At 38.5% G+C, this 18560-nt stretch carries 20 protein-coding genes and 1 tRNA gene; 6 read left to right on the top strand and 15 right to left on the bottom strand.

The features are described from left to right. Position 1 precedes the first annotated feature (1 nt). A complete protein-coding gene (locus MB14_RS01170) occupies positions 2-1327 on the bottom strand; it encodes a DEAD/DEAH box helicase (RefSeq protein WP_062587815.1) in 1326 nt (441 codons plus the stop codon). A gap of 70 nt (positions 1328-1397) precedes the next feature. On the opposite strand from MB14_RS01170, the gene MB14_RS01175 reads away from it, so the two are divergent. The 3 genes from MB14_RS01175 (at position 1398) to MB14_RS01185 (ending at position 3316) form a co-directional block, all read left to right on the top strand. Further along, the gene (locus MB14_RS01175) at positions 1398-2735 is read left to right on the top strand and encodes a dihydroorotase (RefSeq protein ID WP_062587818.1); all 1338 of its coding nucleotides are present in this window, start codon (positions 1398-1400) and stop codon (positions 2733-2735) included. A 61-nt stretch (positions 2736-2796) separates the two neighbouring features. Beyond that, positions 2797-2872, top strand: a tRNA-His gene (locus MB14_RS01180). Positions 2873-2989: 117 nt separating this feature from the next. After that, positions 2990-3316, top strand: coding sequence for a hypothetical protein (locus MB14_RS01185; RefSeq protein WP_062587820.1), 327 nt, complete (start codon positions 2990-2992; stop codon positions 3314-3316). On the opposite strand, the gene MB14_RS01190 is transcribed toward MB14_RS01185, so the two are convergent. From MB14_RS01190 to MB14_RS01200, 3 genes are all read right to left on the bottom strand, one after another. After that, positions 3313-4632: a tetratricopeptide repeat protein gene (locus MB14_RS01190; protein WP_084375909.1), complete on the bottom strand. Its 1320-nt coding sequence runs from the start codon at positions 4630-4632 to the stop codon at positions 3313-3315. The genes MB14_RS01185 and MB14_RS01190 overlap by 4 nt on opposite strands. A gap of 112 nt (positions 4633-4744) precedes the next feature. Continuing rightward, positions 4745-4939 (bottom strand): hypothetical protein, encoded by a 195-nt coding sequence (locus tag MB14_RS01195; RefSeq protein WP_132644095.1) that lies wholly within the window; start codon positions 4937-4939, stop codon positions 4745-4747. A gap of 258 nt (positions 4940-5197) precedes the next feature. Beyond that, complete coding sequence (locus MB14_RS01200) at positions 5198-5974, bottom strand: hypothetical protein (RefSeq protein WP_062587826.1); 777 nt, start codon at positions 5972-5974, stop codon at positions 5198-5200. Between the two features lie 443 nt (positions 5975-6417). Here MB14_RS01200 and MB14_RS01205 point away from each other — a divergent pair, with 443 nt between their 5' ends. Together MB14_RS01205 and MB14_RS01210 are read left to right on the top strand one after the other, a co-directional pair. After that, positions 6418-6792: a hypothetical protein gene (locus MB14_RS01205; protein WP_062587828.1), complete on the top strand. Its 375-nt coding sequence runs from the start codon at positions 6418-6420 to the stop codon at positions 6790-6792. A 36-nt stretch (positions 6793-6828) separates the two neighbouring features. Next, positions 6829-7089: a hypothetical protein gene (locus MB14_RS01210; protein ID WP_062587830.1), complete on the top strand. Its 261-nt coding sequence runs from the start codon at positions 6829-6831 to the stop codon at positions 7087-7089. On the opposite strand, the gene coaE is transcribed toward MB14_RS01210, so the two are convergent. The 7 genes from coaE to MB14_RS01245 form a co-directional block, all read right to left on the bottom strand. After that, positions 7079-7681, bottom strand: coding sequence for a dephospho-CoA kinase (coaE, locus tag MB14_RS01215; RefSeq protein WP_062587832.1), 603 nt, complete (start codon positions 7679-7681; stop codon positions 7079-7081). The genes MB14_RS01210 and coaE overlap by 11 nt on opposite strands. Then, on the bottom strand, positions 7674-8651 hold the full coding sequence (locus MB14_RS01220) for a YbbR-like domain-containing protein (RefSeq protein ID WP_062587833.1): 978 nt from the start codon (positions 8649-8651) through the stop codon (positions 7674-7676). The genes coaE and MB14_RS01220 overlap by 8 nt, the downstream gene beginning before the upstream one ends. Before the next feature lie 6 nt (positions 8652-8657). Then, positions 8658-8978, bottom strand: a complete 321-nt coding sequence (gene yajC, locus MB14_RS01225) for a preprotein translocase subunit YajC (RefSeq protein ID WP_053223637.1) — start codon at positions 8976-8978, stop codon at positions 8658-8660. A 15-nt stretch (positions 8979-8993) separates the two neighbouring features. Then, a complete protein-coding gene (locus tag MB14_RS01230; protein WP_084375911.1) occupies positions 8994-9515 on the bottom strand; it encodes a DUF1573 domain-containing protein in 522 nt (173 codons plus the stop codon). Between the two features lie 10 nt (positions 9516-9525). Next, positions 9526-9831, bottom strand: a complete 306-nt coding sequence (locus MB14_RS01235; protein WP_062587837.1) for a YtxH domain-containing protein — start codon at positions 9829-9831, stop codon at positions 9526-9528. A gap of 6 nt (positions 9832-9837) precedes the next feature. Further along, positions 9838-10983, bottom strand: coding sequence for a transcription antitermination factor NusB (gene nusB, locus MB14_RS01240; RefSeq protein ID WP_062587840.1), 1146 nt, complete (start codon positions 10981-10983; stop codon positions 9838-9840). 100 nt (positions 10984-11083) lie between these two features. Next, entirely contained in the window at positions 11084-12187 is a 1104-nt protein-coding gene (locus MB14_RS01245) for a Glu/Leu/Phe/Val dehydrogenase dimerization domain-containing protein (protein ID WP_062588163.1), read from the bottom strand. A 152-nt stretch (positions 12188-12339) separates the two neighbouring features. On the opposite strand from MB14_RS01245, the gene MB14_RS01250 reads away from it, so the two are divergent. Continuing rightward, positions 12340-14124, top strand: coding sequence for an ABC transporter ATP-binding protein (locus tag MB14_RS01250; RefSeq protein WP_062587842.1), 1785 nt, complete (start codon positions 12340-12342; stop codon positions 14122-14124). 14 nt (positions 14125-14138) lie between these two features. Here the strand turns inward: MB14_RS01250 and MB14_RS01255 are convergent, their stop codons facing one another. From MB14_RS01255 to MB14_RS01270, 4 genes are read right to left on the bottom strand one after another with little or no spacing between them, the layout of a single operon-like run. After that, complete coding sequence (locus MB14_RS01255; RefSeq protein ID WP_132644096.1) at positions 14139-14669, bottom strand: hypothetical protein; 531 nt, start codon at positions 14667-14669, stop codon at positions 14139-14141. Between the two features lie 2 nt (positions 14670-14671). Continuing rightward, complete coding sequence (locus MB14_RS01260) at positions 14672-16444, bottom strand: ABC transporter ATP-binding protein (RefSeq protein ID WP_062587846.1); 1773 nt, start codon at positions 16442-16444, stop codon at positions 14672-14674. Positions 16445-16448: 4 nt separating this feature from the next. Then, a complete protein-coding gene (truA, locus tag MB14_RS01265) occupies positions 16449-17195 on the bottom strand; it encodes a tRNA pseudouridine(38-40) synthase TruA (protein WP_062587848.1) in 747 nt (248 codons plus the stop codon). A gap of 42 nt (positions 17196-17237) precedes the next feature. Continuing rightward, positions 17238-18437, bottom strand: coding sequence for an acetyl-CoA C-acyltransferase (locus MB14_RS01270; protein ID WP_062587850.1), 1200 nt, complete (start codon positions 18435-18437; stop codon positions 17238-17240). Between the last annotated feature and the right edge of the window lie 123 nt (positions 18438-18560).

Raw genomic sequence — 18560 nt, forward strand, 5'->3', positions numbered from 1 at the left:
TCTACTTTCTCTTTCCTTTACGCTGTCCTTTTCCCTTCGTTCTACTCGAAGATGACTTTCCACCCTTGGTTGAGAATTTCTTCTTTTTCTCATGAAATGCCCCTTTAAAATCTGGATCATCTTTCTTTTTAAGGTCATCAATTGCCCGAGCAATTTCTTGTGACTCTATAAAAGGAGTTTTTTCTACAAATACTTCTGAAGGAAGATTGTGACGAGTAATTGTGTTTTGAATTAGTGCTTCGATTTTAGCTACCGAAAACATTTCCAATTCATTGGCAAAAGTGATGGCAATTCCGGAATTATTAGCCCTACCAGTTCTTCCTATCCTGTGCACATAATCTTCATCTATTAAAGGCACATCAAAATTGATCACATGGCTCACCATACTAATATCCATTCCTCGCGCTGTAACATCGGTTGAAACCAATACCCTGATATCTCCTTCCTTAAATTCATACATGGCATTGATTCGAGAGTTCTGCCCCTTATTGGCGTGAATCACTCGAACAGGCCCAAGCTGCTTTCGCTCAATGAATTTAGAAACGTTATCGGCATTGGTTCTTGTTTTGGTAAAAACAATCACCCGCTGAAACTCTTCTCGCTTCAGAAAATATTCTAGTAGGTTAATCTTAGTCTTAAAGTTAGGCACTTCGTAGAGCCGTTGTTCAATGGTATCAATTACGGTAGCCTGTGGAGCTATTTCAATTTTCTCAGGAAATTCCAGAAAGTCTTCAGTCAACAAAATAACTTTATCGTGCATGGTAGCAGAGAAAAGCATATTCTGGCGCTTTCTAGGAACTACTTCTAGCACATTCTTGATCTGAGGCATAAAACCCATATCCATCATTTTATCGGCTTCATCCAATACCATCGTTTTGATAAGCTTAGTATGAATTACTCCCTTTAAATAAATATCTAAAAAGCGCTGTGGCGTACTCACTATTATATCCACACCTTTTTCAATAGCTTCTATTTGCTGCTTTGGCCCCAAACCTCCATATAAGCTCACGATTCTTAAATCGGTATAACGAGACAATTCCCTAGCGTTATCCTCGATTTGCATGACTAACTCACGAGTTGGAGCCAATATTAATGCTCTTGCATGATCTCCCTGAGCATATTTTAACTTCATAAGGATAGGCAGTACAAAAGCAGCAGTTTTACCCGTTCCCGTTTGTGCTATGCCCAATAGGTCATGCCCTGCCAAAGCGATTGGAATGGCCTTTTTTTGAATTGGTGTCGGTTCGGTATACCTAAGATCATCTATGGCATTGAGGAACTGGCGACTCAATTTTAATTCTTCGAACGAAATGTTTTCTTCGGCCATAAATTGCAGAGGAGTTATTTGGTAATAACTTGCAATTACGTTAACCCATTACACAATAAAAAACACTAGCATGTCTTCAATACTGATTCTCAACGGAAAGTTGATCAATGAAAACAAAATTTTCGAAGCCGACATCTTTATAGAAAATGGTTTGATTAAAAAAATCGACAAGGATCTTCAACACTTAAATGCGGATGAAGTGATTGACGCCAGCGGTCAATATGTATTGCCTGGACTAATTGACGATCAGGTTCACTTTAGGGAACCGGGTCTTACCCATAAGGCAGAAATCTATACAGAATCAAGAGCAGCTGTGGCGGGTGGTATTACTTCGTTTATGGAAATGCCCAACACAGTACCCAACACTTTGACCCAGAAGTTACTCGAAGATAAATATCAGATCGCGGCCAAAAACAGCTTGGCCAATTACTCCTTCTTTATGGGTGCATCAAACGACAACTTGGACGAAGTTCTGAAAACTGACCCAAGAAAGGTATGCGGTGTAAAAGTATTTATGGGCTCTTCTACTGGGAATATGCTGGTTGATAATCAGAAGACGCTGGAAAATATATTTGAAAATTCCCCAACACTTATTGCCACCCACTGCGAATCGGAAGAAATAATTCAGGCCAATACAGCCAAAGCGAGAGCCAAATATGGCGAAGATGTTCCAATGAGCGAACATCCAATTATTAGAAGCGCAGAGGCTTGTTACGCTTCTTCATCTTTTGCTGTTGACCTAGCCAAAAAGAAAGGCGCAAGGCTCCATATCTTACATATTTCTACCGCTAAGGAACTTGAACTCTTCAGAAACGACATTCCTTTGAAGGAGAAAAAAATTACAGCAGAAGCCTGCGTTCACCATCTTTGGTTTTCAGATCAGGACTACGCTGAAAAAGGATCCTTTATTAAATGGAACCCAGCAGTTAAAACGGCTTCGGACCGAGATGCAATTTTAAAAGGGGTAATAGAAAACAGGATTGATGTAATCGCTACGGACCACGCTCCGCATACCTTGGCGGAAAAAGAAAACAGCTATTTCAAAGCTCCTTCAGGTGGCCCATTGGTACAGCATTCTTTAGTCGCATTGCTTGATCTGTACCATCAAGGTAAAATTAGCTTAGAAAAGATTGTAGAAAAAACCTCTCATGCGGTTTCAGACTTATTTGATATTGATAAAAGAGGCTATTTAAGAGAAGGTTATCATGCAGACATTGTTATTGTAGACCTGAATAAGCCTTGGCAAGTAAGCAGGCAGAATGTACTTTCAAAATGCGGTTGGTCGCCATTTGAAGGGCATCAGTTTAAATCAAGTGTTACAAATACTATCGTTTCTGGCAAAAGGGTATTCTCTAATGGAGAAATAAATAATGTAGGTTCAGGAAATAGATTAGAATTTGATCGATAAAATGAGTTCAGAGTATTTGCAAATTCAAACCGAACTCTTACATTTGCAAACCCAATTAAATGGTGGTTGTAGCTCAGTTGGTTAGAGCATCGGTTTGTGGTACCGAGGGTCGTGGGTTCGAGTCCCATCTTCCACCCAGAAAATTTAGAGAGTTACTTAAGTAGCTCTCTTTTTTTTATGCCTTAGCATCACTCAGAACAATTTTATGTACAAGTGAATCCATCAATCAGGATAAATAACTTATATTCGTATTGATGGATCTCGACCAACACCCAGGCAAAAAGATAAAGTGGATTATCGACAATTATGAGAAAGGAAATTCGGCAGAGTTTGCTCGAAAGGTGGCATTATCTGGCCCCACAGTTAAATCATATATTGACGAAAAAACAAAACCTGGATATGATGCTATTCAGTCAATACTAAGGGTTTACTCTCAAATTAATTTGCACTGGTTTATTCTAAACCAAGGTCCAATTCAGAGAGAACTACAAGATAATGAGTTGGACATTTTGGAAGAAAATCATAGACTTCGTGAGGGTATTAAGTCGCTTTATGCGGTTTATGTAGAAGGAAACAATTAAAGATCTCTTCTGATTTTATCCAAGATCTCTTGAGCCTTAGCCGCTCTTACTTCTCTAACACGTTTTTCTATCAACACTCTACGTTGTTTCGTTAGGAATAACTGTAAGTGATACAATATAAAGGTAAGTAGCAAAACCACTCCCAAACCCAATGGCCAGTATTCTTTAATCAAAGCCAATTGTTCAGCCTTTTCTCTTCTACTACTTAAGACTTGATCTATTTTAGTATTGAACGCTTGTAAACTAGGGTTGTCCTTTTGGTTACGCTGTATATCCATCCAGTTACGGATATTTGAGGTATATAAATCCCCATAGCGAGCCGCTTTGGTAATATCAATCTGTAAATACGCCTTTTGTAACCAATCATAGATTACAAAAAAATCAGGTTCCGCATCTAACTTATCAAAAGTATTCAATGCCAATTCCCATTTCTCAATTGCCGCGGTATTATTTCCCTTTTTAAATTCTAATTCACCGTAATCCAAGAGGGTAATAAACTGCGAGCGCGCACTAGAATGTTCTAGTTTTAAAGCCAAAGCCTCAGAGTACCATTTTTCAGCCTTTTCAAAGTTTCCCAACTCCATATAAGCAACCCCCAAATTCTGAAGAGCCATAGCCCTAGTATCTGGTTCTATAGCTTCATTAAAGGCCACATAGGAAAAGAAGTTCTGGGCTTCCAGATAATCTTTATTGGTCAATTTGATAATCCCCAACTGATTGAGTGCTCTAGCCAAAGATACCGTATCACCCTTGTACTCTGATTCCTCCCAAAGATCCAGTAAAATATCACCAGCACCTTGATAATCTCCACTATTCTTCATTTGCATTGCCATGAAATATGGGAGATCAATTAAAAAGCTTAAATCCCCATTTTCCTTTGCTAGTTCCGGATACCTTCTCACATAAGTCCTTGCTGTTTCATAGGCCTCCTTATAAAAAGCAGCAGCCATTCTATAATCTGAATACCTAGATTTAATGATTGCTAAGTTCTGAAGAATATCTATTTTATTGTAAAGATCAACAGTATCAGACTTTTGAAGATAAGTCAACGCATCGGAATAATTTAAGTATGATGCTTCATAGTCTCTTGTCTGCATACCAATATACCCCATGGTGCTTTTGGCAATCACCATGCGATACGTATCTCCTCGTTTTGAGGCCCATGTAAAGGCCTTCTGGGTAAAATCAATTGCCTCAGGCGTATTTTCATTATTTAATGCATCGAACGCCTTACCCACTAAATCATTATACTCCTTTACTTGCCCGGTGAGAGTCAAGGGAAAAAGCATAGTTATCAGTAGGAATAGTCTTTTCATTTTAGGCACAAAAAAGCCAGACAAGAAATTTTACCGCATCAATATCGGTATTATTTCAAGTCAAAACAAAACAAAAAGGCATAAATACAAAAAGCCTTATTGATTAAAAGGCTTAACCGTTAGTCTTAGGTAGCCTTGGCCCCTTAGCAGTTTTATCTTCTTCTTCTTCAGGAGTTGAGTTTTTAGGGCTATCCAAGTTCACATCAATAGTAGTATCTGGATCGACAGGTTGTGGAACAGTGTCCATGTTGTCAGCGCAGCCCATAGCAAATAATACAAACACAAATAGAATGGTTAACTTTTTCATAATGTAGGGTTTAGTGTTTAGACCCGAATATATGATTTCTATTCCACTCAGCATCAATAGTATAACAATTTTTAATTCTACTATTAGTATAACCGAATTATATTATAAAACTCTTTGTTTGAATGAAATTATAACGATATATAGATAAATTATTCTCAGTACGAATGAAGAGAGAGGGCTTAAAAATATCCATGTAAGTTTACTCATTATTAGAGCTTGGATAATAAGAATTATTCAAAGTGCAAAAAATCAAGGGTTTTACAGAGCATAATTATCGATGGTGCTGTTCTTATATTCTACTGAGAAGAAAGATTTAAAAAAGTCATCCTCGAACACAGAAGCACCAATTGTTGAATCTAATAATTGAAGTAGCCCTCCGCTCTCACTTTTCGGCTTAATCTTTTTAAAAACAACCTTCGAATTTTTACTGTGACAGTTTCTCAACAATAAATGATCTGCGTGAATTTCATTCAAGAACAAATTTGAATACTCTCCAAACGTTCCTATTTCCATTTTAGATGCTGTTAGCCTCTCAACCCTTATGGCATTAAATTTTTCTGGGCACAAATAAAACTCCGATGTGCTTGTGTTGTCAATTCCATTATTTAGAATATTCACCTTGTCCAAGAGGTTATTACATCCAATATGGAGGGAGTGGAATTTAGAATTTGAGAGGTATTCTAAATGATCGATCTTACAGGCATGTATTCTTAAAGCTCCAGCATCTGGATTGAATTTGTACACCAAATCACTAATCACACAATTCTCAAACTCAATATTGGCTACTCTACTAGATTCAATTGCCACTTCATTAAACTGACAGTTTTCAAAAATCCAGTGTGATGAAATATCTGATTCTGAGACCACCAACTCAGGGAATCTACAATTTTTAAAATGATATATGTGTGGAGAGTGAAATTGGCCATTGGATAAATGAACAGATTCCTTTAAGCTGAATGCAAATCCATTAATGAGAAAATCGTAATCTTTTCCTTCGATTATTTTCAAAAAATTCGATTGGCTCAGAGCTCTCATGCAAAACAGTTTAAACTACAGATTAAGGATAGGCATGTATATACCAAAAGCACCCTTGTATATTAAGGAAGGAAGCCAACTTCTCTAAGAAGTTCAATATAGATGTGTCTCTGTTCATTTGTAAACTCAGAAAATGACTTTGTTTACGAATATGAAGGTATAAAAGGAAATAGTTAAAAACAACTAAAGTTTAAGTCGAAGGTCTCCGTTCATCCAATTTTTAGAATTTTATACCCTCAACTAAATGTTATTGGGAAACTATTCTTTGCTGAAAACATAGCCCAGATAACAGATGGTGGATTTCAAAGAATAGACCACCTATAAATTAAGTCTATAAATAGTTGATATTTAACTTTTTAACCTGTTAATTCCCATTATGTTAGTGCCCATACTACTAACATAGAGAGACTCATTTTATTAGTACCATTAATTAGGCCCAACCTATGAATACAGCTCTGACTATATCGGACGTTTTTCAATCGCCTCAAAGCCTCCACTGTGCTCAAAAAATAAAGGAATGGATTGACGGCAATACGTTCTATACAAAACAGCATCTAATTTGGAATATCGGAGTTACCAATGCCGAGAATCTACTTAATATCGAATCTACTGTTCGCCACGATATGACATGTAAGCATTGGCGATACTGGAACAACGAAAGCTTTAAAGATGCCATGGAAACCTTGCGTAAGTTAAACAAGTCTCCAAACGTTATTAAATCGCCTTATAATGATTACTCATCGAAAGGTTCCTATGTGTTTATCTACAAAACTATAATTCCAGAAGACAGTAGATTATTTCACACTTTACATACCTAAGATCATTCGATTTCTATGAATTGATTATATTGGGTTATGGCAAATACCTTTTTCGATTTCTTACAATTGAACACCCATGAACAGGTAAAAGAACTTTATCAAAATGGTAAGTTTATTGTTGGTATTCGCTATTATGGCTACAAAGTAAACCTCTATTTGCTTCAAGATTATTACCTAGAGGTATTCTATAACCACAAATTAGACAAGATTGAAAAAATAGACTTACTCGACTTTTCGCATAGCAGAATGAAGTTCTATGCGGATCAAATTTCCTTACCTTCTTTTGTCAACTCTTAATAAGCTGAAGTTCTTTATGGATTTTGAGTACCTGAGGAATTAGTAATTTACTACCTCCATTATCAATTAAATAATCCGACACTTCTCTTCTTCCCTTATCATCAACTTGATTACTCATGATGTCTAACACCTGTGCTTTATCTCTTTGTATATCACGCATAAGCACACGGTTTATTCGAACATCCTCAGGAGCAAGTACAGAGATCAATTTATTTAATGCTGTATAAGATCCGTTTTCGATTAACAATGCAGCTTCTTTAATCAGCACCTTAGCATTTTGATTATTCGCCCATTGTAAAAAATCCTTTGCCACGGCCGGATGAACTAAGCCATTTAACTTACTCAACTCTTCTGTATTTGAAAAAACCCTATTTGCCAAAAAGCTTCTATTAAGCAAACCGTCAGGTAAATAGCTTTCTGCACCAAACAAATCCATCACCTGACTCTTAAGCAACTCATCATTGCTTAAGAGGTATTTACCACGATCGTCTGCGAAATAAATAGGTACACCCAGCTGATGGAAAATTTTACACACAGTGGTTTTGCCAGAGCCTATCCCTCCTGTTACTCCAACAATCAGCGAATCAGTCATTGTCTTTCAATTTAACACTGCTTTGAGATAACTCAAGATTCAGAATGAAAGGAGGTTTCTTTGCAACCCTAATAGGAATAGTATTATCGCTATTTTTCAGATTTACATAATCCGCAGCTAATATCAAATTGAGTGAATCCACGCTACGAGTTTCATTGGCCAAAATCTGGTAAGAAACAATCACCCGGTTAGGCTCAATTGAATCGTTTGTGCTCTTAAAATTAATTGAGCTTATAGGAAGCTCCACTTCTCTTCTGATAAGCTCAGTAACCTCAAACTTCACCGTTATTTCCTCTATGTTGGTAGATATTAAGTCTGTGCCAAAGTTTTTTATGCTGAATTTTTGGTCTACATTTTTACTAAACTCTGAGTCTCCAGCACTGATTATGATAGGTCGTTTAATTGTGTCCAACATACTTTTAGGTCCAGTAATGCTCAAACGATTGGGCTCCACTAAAATGGGAGAAGTGACTTTCCTGTTTGGAGCTAGCTTAATCTGGGTGGAGTCGAATACCACTTCCACATCGATTGTAGCGCGCTCATCAAGGTTAAATATTAGCGAGTCTTTAAGAATATAATTAATCGAAACTGGATCCAATTGAGGAGCAATGTCTTGCCTCAAGTTATTGGCCAATCGGTAATTATCTCGAATGGGGTTGTCTAATTCTATAACCAACGGACTCATACTAAAACCAAAAGAACGGGTCATTAAGTCCCAACCTCCGCCAGTAACTTCAAGCGGAAGCTTATCTGGAATTTCTGACAAGGCTACGTAAAGAGAGTCGTTGTAAACTACCTTAATGGGGTAGTTAATTTGGGTAACGTAATCTGATTTATTTAAGGCACTAAAAAACCAAAAGGTGGTAGATATTATTATGCATAATACTACCACCTTCAATTTTTCGTCCTTTGTACTGGGCGTGTTGAAAGACCTTTTTAGAATTTCAATTATTTCTTCAGCACTTTTCAATCACACTTAAGCTTTACCGGCCACTTTTTTACTTGCTTCTAAAGAAATGGCACTTTTTTCAAACTTGATTTTTGCCCCTTTCTCAACATCCAAGGTAATAGTGTCTTCATCCATTTCGGCTATTCTTCCGTGAACACCACCAATAGTAACAATTCTATCACCCTTTTTTATGTCATTAATAAAGTTCTTCTGGTCTTTTTGCTTCTTCTGTTGTGGTCTAATCATAAAGAAATAGAACACTAAAGCAATACCTCCAAAAAGAAGCAACTGTTGCATCCAACCTCCACCAGCAGGTGCGTTGGCTTGTAATAAAATACCTTCTAACATTGTGTTATTTAAAAATTATGGAGCTGTAGATGTTTGAACAAAACCTCTTAAGCTTAATCTAGTTTGTTTAGGATTGGTATTGGCTACAATGGTAATCACAGGGCTTTGCTGGCCAGTTTTTCCTTTACTGTCAAATCTAACAACAATCTCACCTGTTCCTCCTGGCGCAATTGGCTCTCTAGAATAACTAGGTACTGTACAACCACATGAAGCAGACGCGCTTTGAATAGACAATGGCTCAGTTCCAGAGTTTGTGAATTTAAATGTATGATTCACCACTTCTCCTTGCTGAATTGTACCAAAGTTATAAAGTGTTTGATCCCACTTAAAGGCTGCATTAGCACTAAGGTTTTGTTCTGGGCTATTCACTACAGTTTGAGCTGGTAACGTACCGTTATTTCTTACTACACCGCCATTCTCAAGTTGATTGACTCTTCTTTCCAAAGTAGCCAGTCGCTTTTCCATGTCGGCATTACCGCAAGAAGATGCGATAAAAAACAACGCTACTAAACTCAATAGAGATAATTTAGTTTTCATAATTCTATATTTAGTTTTTGTCTCCAGACTTAATCTGACCTATCAGATTGTCTACATCCGTTAATAATTGTTCTGCTTTCAAACGTGCTTCAGAAACCACTTTTTCTCCTTCAGCTTTAGCTTCAGAGGCAATTTCATGTTTTCCGTTGATAAGATCTTCCAATAAATCCTCTAGCTGTTTCTTATACTTATCTAGCTGATACGAAAGTTTGTCTCTTGTGTTCGATCCTTTATCTGGGGCATACAAAATACCCAAAATAGCACCCGTGGCTGCGCCAATTACAAATGCTAATACGTTGCTTGATCCTTTACCCATTAATGTTTATTTATTATCCATTAAACCTCTACCACTCTTTTTCAACATTCCTGATGTTTTTAGTTCTACACTGATCACATCAAGTATTCCGTTTATGAATTGTTTACTCTTTGGAGTACTGTAGTTTTTCGAAAGCTCAATATACTCATTTATAGTAACCTTTACAGGTATACTTTGGAAATTCAGCATTTCGGCAATTGCCATTTTGAGTATGATTTGGTCGGTAATTGCCAACCTGTCAACTTCCCAATTCTTTGTTTTTGCACCAATAATTTTGCTGTATTCTTCATCGTTTTCTACAGCTGATCTAAATATTTTCTCGAAAAAGGATTTATCCTCTTCCCAGTTGTTAGAGAAATCTGGCAGGTCAAACTCTTTTGGCGAGCTGGTTTCTTCGAGGTCGCGAATGGAGCGACTCACCAAACTACGAGCAATTGCCTTGTTCTCTTGCCAGAAAATATCTCTTTCTTCGAAGAAGGATAAAATCATATCAATTTTAAAAACCTCCTGCTTAACAATGTGGTCTACAATTGCTTTATCCTCTTCAAATGAAGGATTGGCTGTTCTACGGTATTCGTTGTACACCTCATCCTTTTTCAGAACTTCTTTGTACCAGTTCTTTACATTCTCTTCTTCGTCTTCCCACCCGATGTTTCTTTTCACCAAGGCTACCTGAACCTTTGAAGAGTTTCTAAAAAACTCAATCACCTTGTTTTTAGAAAAGTTATAATCGCCCACAATGAGCTTTTCAGGAGAAAGTTTAGATTTTTTATCTGCTTCTACCTTTGAGTAGTCAGACCATGCAATTAGCAAGCTTACTACTTCTAAGAATCGATCTACTAAAGATTCTGCATCGAGAATCATAGAAGACAGCATATGATCGAAATCCTTTTTTTGGCTTGCCAAATAGCTTTTATAAGCCTTGTTTGCCTCTTTCTGGGCTACCTCTGCGATTACCTCAGATGGATCTAATGCCGTACCATTGATTTTATTGGCATAAACACGCTTACATTGCTGCCTTTGTGTTTTTAGTAAATCACGGTCTTGAACTTCCATCGAGTTTAAGTCGGGTAGGAAAGCCTCATCAATTTCAGCCAAACCTAGGTTATAGTTAGCTTCTTTGCATTGACCATAAGCGAATAATGACTGCATCGCTTTTACTCTTAGTGATCTCCTGTTAAGCATTTCAAAATTTTAAAGAACGGTAAAAATAAAAAGTAGAAGGGAGTTTTAACAACTCCCTTGCATTATATTAATATGAAAGTTTAACTCTACCTACGTCTTCAATTCTCTTTTCAGCCAATAACATGGCTGCTTTTTGAGAAGGGATTCCGTCTTGATCGGCTTTCGCTAGAATACTAGTGCATGTGTCGTAAATTTTCTCAGTCCACATATAAGCCAAGTCTTTACTATACGAACCTCTAAGTTCGCCAGTTATGTTTATAATACCACCCGCATTTATTACAAAATCAGGAGCGTAAACGATACCCTTTTCGATGAGCATATTGCCGTGACGTGCTTCATCTTTCAACTGGTTGTTAGCTGCTCCAGCGATTACTGAGCATTTAAGTTTCGAAAGTGTGTCGTCATTAATGGTTGCTCCCATAGCACATGGTGCATATATATCTACGTCTAAACCGTAAATCTCATCCATTCCTACTACGGTTGCACCTGTTTTCTCAGAAACCATTTTCAACCTGTCTTGGTTGATGTCTGTCATGAAAACTTGAGCACCTTCTTTTGTTAAATGCTCAACCAAGTACATTCCTACTTGACCAACACCTTGAACAGATATTTTCTTACCCGCTAGCGAATCAGAACCATATGCTTTTTTTGCTGCGGCTTTCATACCAACATAAACACCATAAGCTGTAACCGGAGAAGGGTCTCCACTACCGCCCATTTCAACAGGTAAACCAGTTACATGTTTTGTTTCCATACCGATATGCTCCATATCGCTGGTTTTCATATTCATGTCTTCGGCAGTGATGTATTTACCATTTAGGCTGTCTACAAACTTACCGAACCTGCGAAGAAACGCTTCATTCTTTAATTTAGCAGGATCGCCAATAATTACAGCTTTTCCACCACCAAGATTAAGCCCAGATATGGCCGCCTTGTAGGTCATTCCTCTTGAAAGCCTTAAAACATCTATGGCTGCTTCTTCTTCAGTTGCGTAGTTCCACATACGGGTTCCGCCTAAGGCTGGACCCAATACTGTGTTATGAATACCGATGATTGCTTTTAAACCAGTTGGTTCATCGTGGCAAAAAACCACTTGCTCATGGCCTAGCTTGGCAGCTTGTTCGAAAATTGAGATGCTCCCCACTTTTTCTGTTCCGTTTACCTCTACCATTATTGTCAATTTGTAGTTTAAGTTATATTTGCCACATCCTTCGCTGATTTGGCCTTTTCTACTGGTGGGCAAAAGTAAGCGAAAAAGTGAAGAATTCTAAAGAATAACTGACGACAGGCAACCTTATTGCAACCTGTTCTGTTAAGCAAAACGTGAAAGAACTAAGCCACCTTAATAAATACCTTCTCAAGTATAAGCTGCTTCTTGTTTTAGGAATCATCTTTTTGATCGTATCTAACTATTTCGCCATTTGGCCTGCCAAGGTGGTGCGCTACGCAATTGATTATGTTACAGAGAGTTTTGCGCTTTATCATGTTTTTGAAGGGGGCAGCTTGGGCGGTACTCTTTTCAATAAGCTTGAAGTTGGGGTGGTTATTCTCGGAATCATCATTCTTGTAATGGCTTTACTTAGAGGTTTCTTTCTCTTTTTGGTTCGGCAAACCATTATTGTAATGTCTAGAAAAATTGAATACGACTTGAAGAACGAAGTCTATGTTCAATACCAAAATCTACCGCTTAGCTTTTACAGAAAGAATAATACAGGCGACTTAATGAACCGTATTTCGGAAGATGTGAGTCGTGTGCGCATGTATTTGGGGCCTGGAATTATGTATGGCATTAACCTGCTCGTGCTCTTCCCCATGGTAATTTACGAAATGCTGAAAGTGAATGCAGAACTCACTTTTTACGCACTATTGCCACTTCCTTTACTTTCTGTAAGCATTTACTTCGTGAATAATGTGATCAACAAAAGGTCGGAAGAAATTCAGCAGAGCCTTTCGAGTATGTCTACCTTTACGCAAGAAGCATTCTCCGGAATACGTGTAATCAAGGCTTTTGTACGCGAGAAGGATTCCGTTAAAAACTTCTTGAAAGAAAGCGAAAATTATAAGCACAAATCGCTTCGACTAGTTTTCGTTAACTCGCTTTTTCACCCCTTAATTATGGCTTTGATTGGCCTGAGCGTTATCCTTACCATTTATGTGGGCGGTAATCAAGTTATCGATGGAAAGATCAGTTATGGTAACATAGCCGAATTTGTGATTTATGTAAACATGCTCACTTGGCCAGTAACTGCCTTGGGCTGGATCACCAGTATTATCCAAATGGCTGCTGCATCGCAAAAGAGAATCAACGAATTCTTGAAAGAGAAAAATGATATAGTTTCTGAAAAGAACTTAGATGTAGAGTTGAATGGGAATATCAAATTTGAAAATGTAAGCTTTACCTATGCAGATTCTGGCACTAAGGCCTTGAAGAATATCAGCTTTGAGGTGAAAGCCGGAGAGTCGATTGCCATTATTGGCACTACGGGTTCTGGTAAAAGCACCATTGCCAATTTGATTGGAAGAATGTATGATGCCACAGGTGGCGAAATATCTATTGACGGCCGTAGCATTAAAGATTATCGCCTTTCGAAATTAAGGTCTCAAACGGGCTATGTGCCACAAGATGTCTTCCTTTTTAGCGATTCTATTGGAAGTAACATTGCTTTTGGTGCGGACAACATTTCTAAAGAAGAGATTATTCAGGCCGCTAAAGATGCTGATTTGTATGAAAACATTATGGATTTCCCGAAAGGTTTTGAAACCATGCTAGGCGAACGTGGAATCACACTTTCTGGTGGACAAAAACAAAGGGCATCCATTGCCAGGGCTATTGTGCGGAATCCTAAAATCTTGATTATGGATGATGCACTTTCGGCTGTGGATACCAATACCGAAAACACGATTCTTAATAGCCTTCAACGAATAATGAAAGGTAGGACTTCGGTCATTATTTCTCACCGTGTTTCATCAGCCAAACTGGCCGATAAAATCATTGTACTAGACGATGGTGAAATCATAGAACAAGGCACCAACGAAACCCTACTTGCCAAAAACGGGGTGTACAAAGAGCTTTACGATAAGCAGTTACAGCAGGAAGAGGTGGATTAAAAGCTGCGGAAAGCTTAATTCTTCACTGGCATATCAATTACCATTTCCGTTTCAGAAAGGTATTTTTCGATTGTAAAGGATTGAGGGGTGAGTCCAGTTTTTTCTGCCTTTTCTTTCAATTTAGCCTCGATGGTTTCTGGACCAGGAATTACCGCATTGTTCGCAAGAATAGTGGCGCGAATTGCTTTTTGGGCAGGCACTTTTACTAAGGCATAACCAGCAGGTAAATCAAGTGTATCGGCTGCGTTATTGAGTAAAACCCCAATAAAAAGTTTGATCTCCTTTTTCGCTAAAGTGGTATCGTTGTAATGTAGAATGGTCAATTCACCGTCAATAATGCCCCCAATGGCAAAATCTTTGGCCTCAAAAAAGTAATCCTCAATTTCTTTGGCATCTGCTTGGCCTTGGAACATTCTACCCACTAGATGGTAATTGTTTACATTTTCAACTGTGTATTCAATACTGTTGAGTCCACCCAAATACACATACAATACACCTAAACCCATTACCACCACCGCTAAAGCGATTATGACATACTTTTTCATATCTATACTGTTTTCACTTCTTTGTACTGCATTTTATACAAATTGGCGTAGAATCCACCTTTGTCTAAAAGTTCTTGGTGGCTACCAACTTCCTTAATTTCTCCTTTATCGAGCACGATTATTTTATCTGCATTCTGAATGGTAGAAAGCCTATGCGCAATCACAATAGCTGTTCTTCCTGTCATCAGTTTTTCAATGGCATGCTGAATCATTTCCTCCGTTTCTGAATCTACAGAAGAAGTGGCTTCATCGAGCACTATGATTTGCGGATCGTAGACCATGGCGCGAACAAATGAAATCAATTGGCGCTGACCTACAGAAAGTGTAGCGCCACGTTCCATTACATTATAATCGTAGCCACCAGGCAGCCTTTCAATGAATTTTTTTGCACCAACCAAGGCTGCTGCTTCCTGAATTTTCTCATCCGAAATATCAGGGTTACCCATGGTAATGTTATAGCGAATGGTATCTGAAAACAAGAAAACATCTTGCAAAACCACTCCTATTTTTTCACGCAAAGCAGAAAGGTCATATTCTTTCAAATCATGACCGTCAATTTCAATGGTGCCTTTATTGATTTCATAAAAGCGGCTCAAAAGATTAATGATGGAAGATTTTCCAGCTCCCGTTGCTCCCACCAAAGCAATGGTTTCTCCTTCTTTAACTTCGAAAGAAATATCTTTTAAAACGTATTCTTCATCATTATAAGCAAACCAAACCTTCTTGAATTTCACATCTCCTTTGAATTTTTCAGGCATATAAGTGCCTTCATCGGCAATGTTTTCATTGCTATCTAAAAGTGTAAAAATTCGGTTCGAACTTACAATTCCCATTTGCAGGGTGTTAAACCTATCGGCAATCATCCTTATTGGGCGGAAGAACATTTGAAGATACATAATGAAAGAAATGATAAGGCCAGGCCCAATACCAGAGTCATTCAAAATGCCCCTTGCACCGTACCAAACCACCATACCAATGGCCGCTGCTTGAATAATTTCTGCCACGGGAAAATAGATAGCATAATAAAGCACCGACTTAATATGTGCCTTTTCATGCTCCTTATTGATCTTTTTGAATTTATCGTATTCGCGTTCTTCGGCATTAAAAATCTGAACAATGTTCATTCCCGTTACATGCTCTTGTACATAAGAATTAAGGTTAGAAACTGCGTTCCGAACATCGTTAAAAGTGACTTTGATTTTCTCTTTGAAAATGTAGGTACTGAAAATAAGCAGCGGCAAAGTGGCTAAACTGATCAGCGTTAATCGCCAATCGAGGTAGAACATAAAGCCCATGATGAAAACGAGCTGAAGCAGGTCGCCAATCAAGGCTGCAATACCCTCGCTAAATACATTTGAAAGTGTTTCAATATCCGAAACATTTCGAGTTACCAACCTTCCAATTGGAGTTTTATCAAAAAACTTCAACTTCAGTTTTAGAAGGTGCTCGTAAAGTTTTATCCGTATGTCTTTAATAATGGTTTGCCCCACCCAGCCCGAAAGATAGGTATGGGCGTATTGTACAATGGCCAAAACGACCAAATGGATGACCAAAATAATCAGCATGGTCATTAGGCCTGCGTAATCACCTTGCGGCACATAAGTATCGATGGAAAGCTGCACGATGTATGGCCTGATAGGTACCAAAACAGCGAGCAAAACGGTAAGAAATACGAGTAAATAAAATTGCTTAAGATAAGGCTTAGCGAAGCGGAAAAGCCGCTTAAGCACTTTAAAATCAACAATATTACCGCTTTTAACTTGTTCTTTTTCCAAAGGATTAGTTGCTATATATAGAACTAGGATACGTAACTTTCGACAAAAACAGGCCTTTTGGTGGAGCTGCATCACCTGCGGCAGTTCGATCTTTTTGCTCTATAATTTTTTTAAAATCTTCTACTGTTATTTTTTCGAGGCCTACTTCGAGCAAAGTACCGACCAAGGCTCGCACCATACCCCTAAGAAACCTGTTGGCAGTAACGTGAAAGACCAAAGAAACGTTCTCGATTTGCCATTCCGCTCTGGTTATGTTACAAATAAAGTTATTCACATCGGTTTTTACTTTGCTAAAGCTTTCAAAATCTTGAACTCCCAATAATTTAGAGGCCGCTTGGTTCATTAAATCTACATTCAATGGTTTGGGAAAGTAATAACTCAACTCTTGTAAAAAAGGGTTCTTGTTTTGGTTTACATAGTATTCATAAGCCCTTTCGGTAGCATTAAATCTTGCATGCGCATCGGGTTTGACTTCTACAATGCTGTTAATCACAATATCGCGGGCAAAATAACGATTCAGCCTATATTTCAATCGTTCAATATCAATTGCTTCTGCGGTATCGAAATGAGCAATTTGCTGTTTAGCATGCACACCAGCATCCGTTCTACCACTTGCCATAATGGGGGTTTGGACACCTAATAATCTGAAAAGCGCGTTCTCAATCTCAACCTGAAGCGTATGAGCATTCTTTTGGATTTGCCAACCATGGTAGCTGGTCCCTTTGTAGCTTATATCGATGAAGTATCTCATTGAGCACGAAGTCGGAAGACCGAAGTCAGAAGTAGTTCTAAATTACAGTTTCTCGTAAATAATGGCTGCGCCTTGACCTACACCAATACACATGGTTGCTAAGCCGTATTTCACGTTTTCACGTTTCTGCATTTCGTGTAGCAAAGTAGCCGAAATACGAGTTCCACTTCCGCCTAGAGGGTGACCGATGGCAATTGATCCACCGTTTACATTCACAATGTCCGGATTCAACCCGAGTTCTTGAACACAAGGGATGGCTTGTGCCGCAAATGCTTCATTTACCTCGGCCAAATCAATATCGTTTGCAGTAAGTCCTGCTCTTTTTAATGCTTTTTGAGTAGCCGGAATTGGCCCTACACCCATGCAGTCAGGAGAAACACCTGCAATGGCCATAGAAACTACTCGCGCCATTGGCTGTAAATTGAATTGCTTTAAAGTGGCTTCATTCACAATTAAACTTGCGGCAGCTCCATCATTAATTCCTGAAGAATTGCCCGCTGTAACAGAGCCCCCTTTTCTAAAAGCAGGCGCTAAAGTACTTAGTTTTTCTACAGAAGAAAGTCTAGGATGTTCATCCTTATCAAAGATGATAGCATCACCTTTTCGTTGCGGAATTTCTACTGGTGCTAATTCATTTTTAAATTTTCCAGCCTCATGAGCCGCCTGATATTTCAACTGTGTATGGTGCGCAAATTCATCTTGTGCTTCACGGCTCACTTTCCATTTTTCAGCTACGTTCTCAGCTGTTTCGCCCATACCGTATGGATAGTGTAACTCTGAAAGCTTGGGGTTAATGAATCTCCAGCCAATTGTAGTATCATACATTTCGGTAGCCCTACCAAATGCTGTTTCAGATTTGCCCAAAACGAAAGGAGCGCGCGTCATACTTTCTACACCGCCAGCGATATACGCACCCGCTTCGCCCAACATCAACGCGCGAGAAGCATCCATAATTGACTGAAGCCCAGAAGCGCATAGACGGTTCACGGTAACTCCACCTGTTTCAATAGGTAAGCCAGCCAAAAGTAGCGCCATTCTAGCCACGTTTCGGTTATCTTCTCCAGCTTGATTGGCTGCTCCAAAAATCACATCCTCCACAAATTTAGGATCGAAAGAAGGGTTTCGTGCCATCAAAGCTTTAATAACATGAGCCGCTAAATCATCAGGGCGAACTGATGCCAATGTGCCTCCGAATTTTCCTACTGGGGTTCTTACGATATCAACGATATAAGCAGTTTCCATAAACAAATTTGGGTTTGTGATTTTCGAGACACGAATTTAACTCAAATTAAATAGCAAGGAAAAGATTTACCAGAATAGACAAATCAACTACATTCTTTTAGATGGAGATCATTAGCCTAATTC

The organism is Roseivirga ehrenbergii (assembly GCF_001593005.1).
Classification (GTDB): domain Bacteria; phylum Bacteroidota; class Bacteroidia; order Cytophagales; family Cyclobacteriaceae; genus Roseivirga; species Roseivirga ehrenbergii.

Bases quoted from the DNA above. Each gene is read 5' to 3' on its own strand.
- MB14_RS01170 (WP_062587815.1), bottom strand. From the start codon at position 1,327: ATGGCCGAAGAAAACATTTCGTTCGAAGAATTAAAATTGAGTCGCCAG.
- MB14_RS01270 (WP_062587850.1), bottom strand. From the start codon at position 18,437: ATGGAAACTGCTTATATCGTTGATATCGTAAGAACCCCAGTAGGAAAA.
- yajC (WP_053223637.1), bottom strand. From the start codon at position 8,978: ATGTTAGAAGGTATTTTATTACAAGCCAACGCACCTGCTGGTGGAGGT.
- MB14_RS01255 (WP_132644096.1), bottom strand. From the start codon at position 14,669: ATGAAAAAGTATGTCATAATCGCTTTAGCGGTGGTGGTAATGGGTTTA.
- truA (WP_062587848.1), bottom strand. From the start codon at position 17,195: ATGAGATACTTCATCGATATAAGCTACAAAGGGACCAGCTACCATGGT.
- MB14_RS01195 (WP_132644095.1), bottom strand. From the start codon at position 4,939: ATGAAAAAGTTAACCATTCTATTTGTGTTTGTATTATTTGCTATGGGC.
- MB14_RS01190 (WP_084375909.1), bottom strand. From the start codon at position 4,632: ATGAAAAGACTATTCCTACTGATAACTATGCTTTTTCCCTTGACTCTC.
- MB14_RS01205 (WP_062587828.1), top strand. From the start codon at position 6,418: ATGAATACAGCTCTGACTATATCGGACGTTTTTCAATCGCCTCAAAGC.
- coaE (WP_062587832.1), bottom strand. From the start codon at position 7,681: ATGACTGATTCGCTGATTGTTGGAGTAACAGGAGGGATAGGCTCTGGC.
- MB14_RS01210 (WP_062587830.1), top strand. From the start codon at position 6,829: ATGGCAAATACCTTTTTCGATTTCTTACAATTGAACACCCATGAACAG.
- MB14_RS01185 (WP_062587820.1), top strand. From the start codon at position 2,990: ATGGATCTCGACCAACACCCAGGCAAAAAGATAAAGTGGATTATCGAC.
- MB14_RS01200 (WP_062587826.1), bottom strand. From the start codon at position 5,974: ATGAGAGCTCTGAGCCAATCGAATTTTTTGAAAATAATCGAAGGAAAA.
- MB14_RS01230 (WP_084375911.1), bottom strand. From the start codon at position 9,515: ATGAAAACTAAATTATCTCTATTGAGTTTAGTAGCGTTGTTTTTTATC.
- MB14_RS01235 (WP_062587837.1), bottom strand. From the start codon at position 9,831: ATGGGTAAAGGATCAAGCAACGTATTAGCATTTGTAATTGGCGCAGCC.
- MB14_RS01245 (WP_062588163.1), bottom strand. From the start codon at position 12,187: ATGGTAGAGGTAAACGGAACAGAAAAAGTGGGGAGCATCTCAATTTTC.
- nusB (WP_062587840.1), bottom strand. From the start codon at position 10,983: ATGCAGTCATTATTCGCTTATGGTCAATGCAAAGAAGCTAACTATAAC.
- MB14_RS01175 (WP_062587818.1), top strand. From the start codon at position 1,398: ATGTCTTCAATACTGATTCTCAACGGAAAGTTGATCAATGAAAACAAA.